Genomic DNA, 11,639 nt, shown 5'->3' with positions numbered 1-11,639 from the left:
GTAAGATTTTATAGATATTGTTTGGAGAGGACTTAGAATTCACCCTCCCCATAACTGTAATATTTCCTTTGATGGTGAAACGCTTATAATGTAACTCCTGTTTTAAAGATGGCAATTTCACGATAACCTTTCTTCTCGTTATTAACGAACTCACCGCTTGCTACTTTAATCACATACTCGATAAAGCGTTCGCAAGTCTTTTCCATCGGTTCGTTCTCAACGATGACTCCGGCATTGAAATCAATCCATCCCGGTTTGTTTTTAGCCAAAGTAGAATTGGTGGAAATCTTCATCGTCGGAACGAAAGTGCCGAAAGGAGTACCACGTCCGGTGGTAAAGAGTACCATATGGCATCCGCTTGCGGCAAGGGTAGTAGCAGCTACTAGGTCATTGCCCGGGGCGGAAAGCAGGTTCAGTCCTTTCTTTTGCAGACGTTCTCCGTAAGGCATCACGCCGGATACATAGCTTTTACCACATTTCTGTGTACATCCCAGTGCTTTTTCTTCCAGAGTGGAGATGCCGCCGGCTTTATTTCCCGGAGATGGATTTTCACCCACAGGCTCGCCATGGGACAGGAAATATTCTTTGAAGTCATTGATCAAGTGTACGGTCTGTTCGAACAGGTCTTTGTTCTCGCAACGGTTCATCAGAATTGTTTCCGCACCAAACATTTCCGGAACTTCAGTCAGCACGCTTGTACCGCCTTGTGCAATCAGGAAGTCTGAGAACATGCCCAGCAACGGATTGGCAGTGATACCTGAGAAACCGTCGGAACCACCACATTTCAGTCCGACACGAAGTTCTGACAAAGGTACTTCCGTACGTTCATCTTTGGATGCTTTGGCATATAAATCGCGCAGAATATCCATTCCTTCTTCGTATTCGTCACCAACTTTCTGGGTTACCATGAATTTCACACGGTCCTGGTCATAGTCTCCTAAGAATTCACGGAATACGTCCGGCTGGTTGTTTTCGCAGCCCAAGCCTACTATCAGTACTGCGCCTGCATTCGGGTGAAGTACCATATCGCGAAGAATCTTTTTCGTGTTTTCGTGATCGTCTCCAAGCTGTGAGCAACCGTAGTTGTGCGGGAAAGCCACGATGGCATCTACCCCTTTTCCTTCCGTTTCACGGCGCAGGCCTTCGGCCAGTTGTCCGATGATACCGTTAACGCAACCTACAGTCGGGATAATCCAGATTTCATTTCTTACGCCGACATCACCATTTTTACGGCGGTAGCCTTTAAAAGTGAGGTTTTTATGAGGGATATCCAGAGTAACCTGAGTCGGATGGTAGGTATACTCCAACAGTCCGGCGAGATTAGTCTTGATATTCGTTTCATTCATCCAGTCTCCCTGTTTTTTTGCCATACGGGCATGACCGATAGGGTAGCCGTACTTGATTACGTTCTCGCCTTCTGCAAAATCTTTTAATGCAAACTTATGTCCAGCAGGAATGTCTTCGTTTAGTGTAATCTCTATTCCATCTACGGATAGATGCTCTCCTGCCGGGAGGTTAACAATGGCAACGGCAACGTTGTCGGCAGGATTAATTCTTAAATACTTTGTTTCCATGTACTTGTTTAGTTGGATTTTGTTGTTATTTGCTATGGTAATAGTCTATTGTTTCTACAGTCAACAAGTCAATCGGCATATAGTTGATGCAAGTCACGTCTTTCTTGAAAATGAGGTGATCGCAGAGCGCCTTGATGCCGTTGAGGCCTTGCAGTTCCGGTTGCTGGGCGATGAGGAAGGAAACGCTTCCTTCTTTCAGGCAAGTGACATTCCGTTCCAGAAGGTCGTAGCCTATCAGATTGAAATTTTTCTTTCCGCGACTTTGCAGGTATTCGCCGATAATGTAGACTTTTGAATTGAAAGTGATTCCATTCTTTACGTTCGGGTGAGAACGGAAGAATTCATCCAGCATTTCGTTATCTTCATCATTGCGTTCGGCATGCAAGTCAAGCTCCAGTATAGTACAAGACGGATGATGTTCCTCCATGTACTGCCTGAATCCGATTTCCCTGTTCTCTTGCTGGTTAGAACCGACAATTCCTTCATGTATCTTACGGAAAATAACGATTTCCTTTTCGTCTCTGGCAAGCAGCATTAGCATACGGGCGGCAAAGTATCCGCTTTGGCGTGAGTTCTGACCGAAGAAGGCGAGGGGAGGTACGTCTTTGATATTTGAGTCTATATATATATAAGGTATATCCAACGTTTGCAACTGATCAGTAAAGCCTTTCGTATATTGCGGAGCCGTAGGGGCCACCATCACTCCGTCCGGTTGCTGAGTCAGGATAGCTTCGCTGGCGTCTACAAACGAATGATAGTCGTATGGATCGTAATAGTTGATCTTTACCGAGGTATTGAAGTCCGAGTAGGTCGCGATAGCTTCGTGGATACCCAGTTCTACTGCTGTCCAGTATTCGCCTTCCAGATGTTGAGGCAGAAGACAGATGAATGTGTACTTCTTGTTGGAAGCCAGGGCACTGGCATACATGTTAGGTTGATAGTCAAGCTGCTTCAGAATTTCTTCCACCCGTTTTTTGCTTGCTTCTGATACTCCGCTGCGTCCGTGAATGACGCGGTCTACTGTTCCTACAGACACGTCTGCTAAACGGGCGATGTCTTTGATTCTGATTCTTTCGGGCAATTTATTCATACGATCACCTTATTTATATAGGTTTATGTGCTCGCACACAATAATAATCTTAATATTTTCGATACAAATATATAACAATTTTTGTAATTACGAAAATTGTTGTATCTTTGTGCCCGCACACGAAAGGTGTGTGGTATAACTCTGTTTATGTATTAATAGTCATGTAATCAGTAGTTTAACTCATAAAATGGGGTAAAAATGATAAATTGAAACTTCATAATATTAATAACTTAGAATTTAAAACATAAGATTATGGGAAAGAAAGTCGTTACATTAGGCGAAATCATGCTTAGATTGTCAACTCCAGGTAATACCCGCTTTGTTCAGTCTGACTCTTTTGATGTAGTATATGGTGGTGGAGAAGCGAACGTTGCAGTAAGCTGTGCCAACTACGGACATGAAGCCTATTTCGTAACCAAATTGCCGAAACATGAAATCGGACAGTCTGCTGTAAACGCATTGCGTAAATATGGTGTAAAGACAGACTTTATTGCTCGTGGTGGCGACCGCGTAGGTATCTACTATCTGGAAACAGGCGCTTCTATGCGTCCCAGCAAGGTTATCTATGACCGTGCTCATTCTGCTATCGCTGAAGCTGATGCTGCCGACTTCGATTTTGATGCTATTATGGAAGGTGCTGACTGGTTCCACTGGTCCGGTATCACTCCGGCTATTTCTGACAAAGCTGCCGAACTGACTCGTCTGGCTTGCGAAGCAGCTAAGCGTCATGGCGTAACTGTATCGGTTGACTTGAATTTCCGTAAGAAACTGTGGACAAAGGAAAAAGCACAGTCTATCATGAAACCGTTGATGAAGTATGTGGATGTATGTATCGGTAACGAAGAGGATGCGGAACTGTGTCTGGGCTTCAAACCGGATGCTGACGTTGAAGCAGGCCACACAGATGCTGAAGGCTATAAAGGTATCTTCCAGCAGATGATGAAAGAATTCGGATTCAAGTATGTGGTTTCTACATTGCGCGAATCTTTCTCTGCTACTCACAATGGTTGGAAAGCTATGATATACAATGGCGAAGAATTCTATACTTCCAAACGTTATGATATCGATCCGATTATCGACCGTGTAGGTGGTGGTGACTCTTTCTCCGGCGGTATTATCCACGGTTTGATGACTAAGCCTAACCAGGGTGCAGCTCTTGAATTCGCTGTTGCTGCATCTGCTTTGAAACACACAATCAATGGTGACTTTAACCTTGTTTCTGTAGAAGAAGTGGAAGCATTGGCTGGTGGTGACGCAAGCGGTCGCGTACAGCGATAGTTGAGAGTTGAGAATGGAGAGTTGAGAGTTTGAAAAATCAATTCATTTAAAATAAGAAATTAAAATGGCAAAATTCGATAAAATAGCCGTATTGAATAAAATCGGCTCTACAGGTATGGTTCCTGTATTCTATCACAAAGATGCGGAAGTGGCAAAGAAAGTAGTAAAGGCTTGTTATGACGGTGGTGTTCGTGCTTTCGAATTCACCAACCGTGGTGACTTTGCACAGGAAGTATTTGCTGAAATCGTGAAATATGCAGCAAAAGAATGTCCTGAAATGGCTATCGGTATCGGTTCAATCGTTGATCCGGCTACTGCTGCTATGTATCTTCAGTTAGGAGCTAACTTTGTGGTAGGTCCGTTATTTAATCCGGAAATCGCTAAGATATGTAACCGTCGTCTGGTAGCTTATACTCCGGGTTGTGGTTCTGTATCTGAAGTAGGTTTTGCGCAGGAAGTAGGTTGTGATCTTTGCAAAGTGTTTCCGGGTGATGTATATGGAACTAACTTTGTGAAAGGTTTGATGGCTCCGATGCCATGGTCTAAGCTGATGGTGACTGGTGGGGTAGAGCCTTCCAAGGAAAACCTGACTGCATGGATTAAAGCAGGTGTATTCTGTGTCGGTATGGGATCAAAACTGTTCCCGAAAGACAAGGTAGCAGCAGAAGACTGGGCTTATGTAACTGCAAAATGCGAAGAAGCTCTTAGCTATATTGCCGAGGCTCGCAAAAAATAAGATTAGAGAGCGAAAGCTATCTATAAATAAAAAAGAGGCTGATGCGTCAGCCTCTTCAAAATATGCCTCAAAGGGTTAGTTAGTTTAGTTAGTAATGAGGCATATTTTCCATTTTGTTTAAAGGTGTTTAAAGGGGATAAGTCATCGGAATGAGTGATCATTTTGGTGACTTGTTTTTTTTGTTGGTCGTAAGCGCTTCTTTTAAGAATGATGTGGCATTCGCATTTTGATAATCCGTCCGATAACGAGCGCTGCAATGTACACCACGGCAAAGCCTACGATTGAAAATACAAACGGTTTCTGTTCATTGAAAGTGCGGCGTGGAGGTACAGCGGTATAAGCCTCGTTGGCTGTAGTCTGATTGTCAGACTTGGTGGCTGCTGTTACTTGCAGTGTTGTTTCTGTTGCTACCATCTGGCAGCTATCTGTAGTTGTGGTTACAGTATCCACTAATATTTCTGTAGACATCTTTCTTACCCTTTTAAGTTATACGTAAATTCCTGTTATGGTTTCAACACAGTACTTATGGTTTAGTTCAAAGGGATTCTTAAAATCGGCGCAAAGGTAACTAAAAAAGTAAACGATGGAGCATGAGAAGCATATTCTTTTCAAATGATTTGATGTAGATCAATTATACAGGCAGACAAGGCACATGCAATCGGGGTTATCGCTGTTGTGCAACGCCATACCAATGATAAAAGTTGTATGTGTGTTGTGCTAAAGAAGAATCTCTTCTTCTGTACATACAAAGAGGAGATTCTTCACGATGTTAATTGTTCGGACGACAAAGATGCCTTAATTAGTTATTCAGGTACATAAATGATTTCACCGTTATCCAGTTCATAGGCAATGCCTACCTTTTTCCCACGTTTACCTTCTTTCTTGTCCTGATCTTCGGACGGGGTATACCGGTTGATTTTATTGCCTTCCTTGGTAATGATTTCCATATTCTCTTTACCCGGATTCTTTACCATCGTATAGTCTTCCTGCGAGAAAACCTCTGTTATGTTATACCGGCTGACAAGTGCTACCATCAATGCAACGGCAAAAACCATCGCAATGTCGAACAGATTGGATACTACGCTGATCGGGTCGGAGTCTTCCTCTTTTCGCAATAGGTTATGTTTCATTTCTCTGAGGTTTTATGAATGGAACGTTTGTCATTGAGCAATTCGGATATGAATTCAAGGTTGGTCATATCCTGCAGGTACCAGCGTTGTTTCACTTGCTGTGTAAGGAAGCCTACGGCACCGGCTACCAGTCCGACTACAGTGGTGGCGAAAGCGATCTGCATATTGTAAGCCATGGAAGCAATATCTCCGCTGGCCAGTCCTGCGAGGGCGGGTCCCATTGGAATTAATGTTCCCATCAGACCTAAGATCGGTCCCAGTTTGGTCAGGGTCTTGGAGATGGCTAAGTCTTTGTCCGCTGCGATTTCAAAATTAGCCAATAAACGTTGTACCTGTGCCGGAGTATCACGGGTGTCCAATACCTGACGCATATAGGTAATGACAAGTGATCTAGAATTTTCCGGAAGTTTGGAACTCAGTTCTTCTACCGTGTCCGGAGTCAGCTTGCTCAGCTCGTTGCGGAGCAGGGTTTCCGTTTTACGAATGGACAGATATTGACCATAGAAACTACCGGCAAGTAAAATCGCGCGGCAAAAGAGGATGATTAATAAAACGATGACAGGAACGAGCAAGCCTGTTGAAATCCAGTATAAAATATCTGATATAAAGTTCATTGTTATTGATAATTTGAAGAGTTATTTATTCTATTATTGTTTCACACTTTTTTCTTTGTTTCTGTTTCGGATGTTCCACCAGAGAAGTCCGAAAATTCCGCCAGCCAGTGCGATGACTATGACGCCTGTCAATGCTTTCCAGTCTATTTCACTGACACCTGCTGCGGAAGTCTTTCCGTTGACTGTGGCAACAATTCCCAAAACGGCTACCAGGGCATTGGTCAGGAAAAATAGTTCGAGGCGCAGTTCTTTTTCCGGCAACAAATAGAGCAGTATAAATCTGCCGCAAGGGATGGCTGCCAGGATAAAGGCTGCATAGCTCCATGCTATCGTTTGAAATGAAGTACCCGGAAAAGCAAAGATGAGATATACCAGCCCGCTGAATAAAACCGGGAAAATCAATAATCCCGGAAACCAGCGGAGAAAACGGTACATGAGTATCATGCGCGGCTTGACCGGATAGTCATTGGCTACGTGGACGGCAAGCATGGCATAAGCCATTTGTATGCAGACTTCCACACTGAGGAGTACGGAAGTATCTAGCATCAAGGGCTGATTGCTTAGCCAATTGGCTATCTGAGTCTTCGATTGCTCGATAGCATACGGCCACATCAATCCGGCGAAGACAGCGCAGATAGCGGCGATAATACCGACCGCTATTAATTTCCAGAACGTTTGCTTCAACAGAAAGTTAAATGCTGTAAGAAGCATAAGTACAAGAACAACTGTATCCATTATATGATTTTACAATTTACAAGTTACGATTGATAATTCACAGGACGTGGGTTACATCTGACTGCTTTTGCGGCGCTTGCGTACAAAGAGTATCAGAGCAAGAATAACGATAATGACAGCGATGCCTACGGCTACATTGCTTAATGTATTTGTCTGATTTTCGGCTGTCTGATTCATCTCTTCTTTTTTCATCACCACTCCCTTGTTGCTGCCGCTTGCTTTTGCTTCACGGATTTTAGAGATATTTTCTTTGTACTGTGTAGCGGTTTGTGCGTCTGCTTTCGATGCAATGAAGTCACGGAGCTTGGCATTGTCACAAACAAATCCGGAACAAGACGGGCGGTAAGTATTGACAATCTCCGTATGAAGTTTGCTAAGTTCCGCTACCTGTTCTTCACTTGCTTGCCACAATCCCTTACGGGCGCTTTCGAGCATGACGGCAGTCATCTCTTCCAAAGCGGCAGGATTCTGTTGTTCGAAATATTGTTTGACTCCCAAGTTCAGTTCATCCTTCACATATACATTATATATATTATCCCAAAGCTCTTTGTCGATTGCAGCCGGTTTCATCACATTCCATCCATAGGTATTGGTGATCACTTCTGCAAATTCACTTGCCGAAGAAGCCCCGCCTTTCATTTTCTCTTTGATGTAAGTTGGGTTCAGGATAGTGGTGCGACTTTCTACGCCGACAGCCTCTTTCAGTTCCTGCATCTTCATATGGTTCCGGTTGCGATAATCACTGAGGTAGGCATCCGGATCTTTGCCGGTCACATTGCGTACGGCGAGATTCATACCTCCCATAAATTCGTATACATGGTCAAGGCTTAAAGCTCCCCAGGTATTACTTTGCCGTGGTTGTACGACAACATCCGTCCGGGTCAGTGCAGCCTCGAAAGCGAACTTTTGGAATACTTCCCAATTCTTTTCGCTGCCGTAATACGCGCCCATATTATTGAGATAAGTATCGGCGATTTCCGATTCATTCTCCCAGCGGTCGCCGGATTCTACCATTTCCTGAATACCGGTTCCATACATACCGTTGGCTCCTCCGAATACCCGGAATGTTGAAATTTCGCGGGCATCTTTCGGGCTTAATCCTTTTTCGGTCAGCACCCGTTCGGCTTCTATTACGCTGGAGGCAACCTGATTTTCATATTTGTCGTTTTTGGCGGCGGCAGCCATTTCTACTGCACGGTTGATGAGGAAGAGACGGGAGGCGGCAAGATCACGAAGTTGTCCGGAAGTCTGGACTACCACGTCGATGCGCGGACGTCCTAATTCGGTTGAAGGAATCAGTTTTAAATCGCTGACACGACCGAAAGCATCACGGACAGGCTCAACACCTAACATATAAAGTACCTGTGCGATGGTTGCCCCTCCGGTTTCAATAAACTCGGATGACCATAGTGTATAACTGACCTTGCGTGGTATGGAGTCGTTGTGACGTTGCTTGTACCTATCAATTGTCTGCTTGGCCAAAGCAATACCTTTTTCCCAGGCAGACTCTGTCGGAGTCGCTTCGGCATTAATGGCATACATATTACGTCCGGTAGGTAGCGTGTTCGGATTAGCGATCGGGTCACCACCGGGTGTGGGAGCTGTGTATCCGCCTTTCAAGGCATTCATCAGACTGCTCAGTTCCTCTTCCGGACTTGTCAGAAGTGCATTTTTATAATTGCCTACATTCTTGATGGTACGTTCTACTTCAGCTACTGCAAGCGCAAATTCCACCTCTTCTTTGCTGTATTCTTTCGGAGCCTTTCCCATAGCTGCCATCATTGCTGACATACCCTGCGGCTTTTCAGTCTTTCCTGCCATTGCCGGTTTGCCCGAAGCGTCTGTGGATGTATCCTTATTAGCCTTCATGCTGGCTTCCATTTTCTTTAAAGCTTCCGGACTGGCACCCATTGATTTGGCCATTTCCATCGCTTTTTCCGGGTCCATGTTAGCACCCATTTTCTTCATGGCTTCTTTCATGCCTGCAGGCATTTTACCATGAGGTCCTTTTTCCATTTTTGCCGAAGCCGGATGACCATTGCCCGACGGCTCATTATCAGCCTGATCCTTTTTGGCTGCGGCAGCCATCATCATTGCCATCATGCCTTTGGGGGCATTGCGCTCGGCTTCTATCTGTCTCGCTTTTGCCAACTCTTGCGGAGTGATTCCGGCTGTGTGGCAAATCAGTTCGTCGGTTGCCAGTGAAGGGTTAGCCATCAGTCTCTCTACGAGAAGGCGGGCAGGCATGAGATATTGCTGGGTAAAGACACTTCGGTGTTTTTCGGCAGATTCTGTAGCTTTGCCGCGTTGCTTGTCAAGAGCAAAAAGACTATAGGCAATCGGTTCTGTTGCCATCGCGTAGACAGAAGAAGTTATTCTTTCCGGTTCGTAAGGAACTCCCATTGTGTAAAGCTGCCCCGTGATTTTCTCTGTAGCCAGTTCTTCGGCAAAGTTTTCTACACGGGCGATTTCATCTTCCGTATACGGTTTATTAGCCATACTGTCCAGTCCTAAATCACGATGGATTCCCATCTTCACAGTCAAGGTTTTCACAGCCAGCGACTCCTGATCTTTGTTTGCCTTCTGGGAGTTATTATAGATTTTGATCTTTTCCATTAATTCCCGGTAAATGCCGCGTACGCTGCTTTCAAGGAAAGGAGGAGTGAGATATGATTGCAAGGTAGCATAAGAACGGCGTTTGGCCATCATACCTTCTCCGACGTTTCCGATAGAGTAGAGGTAGTAGTGGGGAACGGCTCCTACCAAACGGTCCGGCCAGTCATTGCTGCATAATGCGACTTGTTTTCTCGGAGTGAATTCGAGACTGCCGTGTGTACCGAAGTGAATCAGTGCATCGGCTTTGAAGCCATGTTGCATCCACAGGTATGAGGCAATGTAGGTGTGTGGCGGAGCCATGTCGGTGCCGTGCACCACCTGGAAGGAGTTGTCACCGCTTCCGGCAGCGTTTTGTGGCAATAGCACAACGTTACCGAACTGTAAACGGGCAATACCTAATTTGCCGTCAGGAGTCACCATATAGTTGCCGGGAAATTCTCCGAAAGCATCTACCACCTCCTGATACTTTTCGGGACGAAGCGATTCTTTCACCCAGCTTTCATACTGTTCTTTGGTGATCAGTTCGGGATGTCCGTTTTGCATGAAGTCGTTGAAAGCTCCTTCTGCATAAGCGTTGAATACCGCCCCCTGGGCTTGTATCATTTTTCCCAGTTCCTGAGCGTTGGCAGGCAGACCGGATATATTATATCCCTCTTGTTTCATACGAAGCAGAAGATTGTAAAGGGAAGGTACTACTTCCATGCCGGCAGCGGTCAATGCGTTCTGACCGGGACCTTTGTAATAATAGATAGCTACTTTCTTCTCAAAATTAGGTTTTGTTTTCAGATTCAGGTAGTTGTCTATTGTAGATACAAAAGTCTTCAGACGTTCGGGGACGGCATACGAATGGCGCAATCCTTCTTTATCTTCATATTGTGCGAAAAGGGCGAAAGGGCGGATAGCTCCGTCTATTTCCGGTGTTACGATGCTCTGTGACATAAAGCCTCCCGACATACCCATCGGATCGTTTTCCCATTCATCCACAAGACTGTTGATTGTGAGCGGAGCGAACAAAAGGATATTTCTGGCTTTCAGATAATCAACCATTTTATCTCCCATACGTCCGTGTGCCATATTGATGACGGCATCGGGCTGCACTTCCTCAATGAATGACATGAATCTTGTCATGGATTGAACGGGATAAACATTATATCCCGCATTCTCCAGCGCTTTTATCAGATCGGTGGCATCTGCCATTTGTCCGGTAATCATGATTTTTCGTGCCCCTTCTTTATAAAGGTTATTCTCTTGCATGAATTTCTCATAATCGGCAACGGTAAGAAATTCCTGTTCATCATCCGGATTACTGATTCCGGCATGATAAAGCATATCGCTCGGTCTTTCTATCGGATCTTCCACTTCGGGTACAGCAGAAGCCTTTCCGTCAATGGCTTTACGGATATAGTTCAGCATATTGCGGTAGTTGGTCTTTCCGCCGTTGCTCAGATAGCCGCGTATGAGATTCTGCTGTATACTGTCGAGGTTGCAGATGTTATTGGCAGGGTTGGTAGCCATAGAGGTGTATACGGGGATACCCTTATCTGCTGCCTGCTGTATTTGCTGACGTTGTTCTTCGACAATGCGCAGTCCCATGCCATTGATGAATACCATGTCATAACTGGTCAGACGATCGAGGTTGTCAAGAGACACTTCGCTGAGTTTGATGAATGAATTGTCGTTGGCTTTCGAGATGCTTCCCTGCTGTATGGTCTGGAAGTTGACGAAAGCTATTTTGGTAGCGCTGAACCAGGTATTCCATACGGATAGACCTATCAGGGCTGCTACAACGATGCATCCACCTAAAATGATTTTACTTTTCTTTTTCATTTCTCTTATTTTTAGCTTTGTATGTAGTTCTATTGTTGC

At 44.9% G+C, this 11,639-nt stretch carries 9 protein-coding genes; 2 read left to right on the top strand and 7 right to left on the bottom strand.

All coding sequences use genetic code 11. The features are described from left to right. Positions 1-83: 83 nt before the first annotated feature. Entirely contained in the window at positions 84-1,574 is a 1,491-nt protein-coding gene (locus tag DW640_RS06660) for a UxaA family hydrolase (RefSeq protein ID WP_008763047.1), read from the bottom strand. Positions 1,575-1,599: 25 nt separating this feature from the next. Further along, positions 1,600-2,664, bottom strand: a complete 1,065-nt coding sequence (locus DW640_RS06655; RefSeq protein ID WP_011107293.1) for a LacI family DNA-binding transcriptional regulator — start codon at positions 2,662-2,664, stop codon at positions 1,600-1,602. Between the two features lie 252 nt (positions 2,665-2,916). Here DW640_RS06655 and DW640_RS06650 point away from each other — a divergent pair, with 252 nt between their 5' ends. Then, entirely contained in the window at positions 2,917-3,942 is a 1,026-nt protein-coding gene (locus tag DW640_RS06650; RefSeq protein ID WP_008763049.1) for a sugar kinase, read from the top strand. 64 nt (positions 3,943-4,006) lie between these two features. After that, positions 4,007-4,678 (top strand): bifunctional 4-hydroxy-2-oxoglutarate aldolase/2-dehydro-3-deoxy-phosphogluconate aldolase, encoded by a 672-nt coding sequence (locus tag DW640_RS06645; RefSeq protein ID WP_008763050.1) that lies wholly within the window; start codon positions 4,007-4,009, stop codon positions 4,676-4,678. A gap of 201 nt (positions 4,679-4,879) precedes the next feature. Here the strand turns inward: DW640_RS06645 and DW640_RS06640 are convergent, their stop codons facing one another. The 5 genes from DW640_RS06640 to DW640_RS06620 all read right to left on the bottom strand — a co-directional run bounded on the left by DW640_RS06640 (position 4,880) and on the right by DW640_RS06620 (position 11,600). After that, positions 4,880-5,146 (bottom strand): hypothetical protein, encoded by a 267-nt coding sequence (locus DW640_RS06640; RefSeq protein ID WP_008763051.1) that lies wholly within the window; start codon positions 5,144-5,146, stop codon positions 4,880-4,882. 335 nt (positions 5,147-5,481) lie between these two features. Next, complete coding sequence (locus DW640_RS06635; protein ID WP_074858753.1) at positions 5,482-5,808, bottom strand: DUF2149 domain-containing protein; 327 nt, start codon at positions 5,806-5,808, stop codon at positions 5,482-5,484. Continuing rightward, positions 5,805-6,422 carry a MotA/TolQ/ExbB proton channel family protein gene (locus DW640_RS06630; protein ID WP_074858756.1) on the bottom strand — a complete coding sequence of 206 codons (618 nt, stop codon included), beginning with the start codon at positions 6,420-6,422 and terminating at the stop codon, positions 5,805-5,807. The genes DW640_RS06635 and DW640_RS06630 overlap by 4 nt, the downstream gene beginning before the upstream one ends. Positions 6,423-6,455: 33 nt before the next feature. Then, positions 6,456-7,157 (bottom strand): hypothetical protein, encoded by a 702-nt coding sequence (locus DW640_RS06625; RefSeq protein ID WP_074858759.1) that lies wholly within the window; start codon positions 7,155-7,157, stop codon positions 6,456-6,458. A 51-nt stretch (positions 7,158-7,208) separates the two neighbouring features. Next, on the bottom strand, positions 7,209-11,600 hold the full coding sequence (locus DW640_RS06620; RefSeq protein ID WP_117577654.1) for a cobaltochelatase subunit CobN: 4,392 nt from the start codon (positions 11,598-11,600) through the stop codon (positions 7,209-7,211). Positions 11,601-11,639: the final 39 nt, after the last annotated feature.

Source organism: Bacteroides sp. AM23-12, from assembly GCF_003434395.1.
Classification (GTDB): Bacteria; Bacteroidota; Bacteroidia; order Bacteroidales; family Bacteroidaceae; genus Bacteroides; species Bacteroides thetaiotaomicron.
Note: the sequence above shows the minus strand (reverse complement) of the source record. Positions and strands in the feature narration are given on the sequence as shown.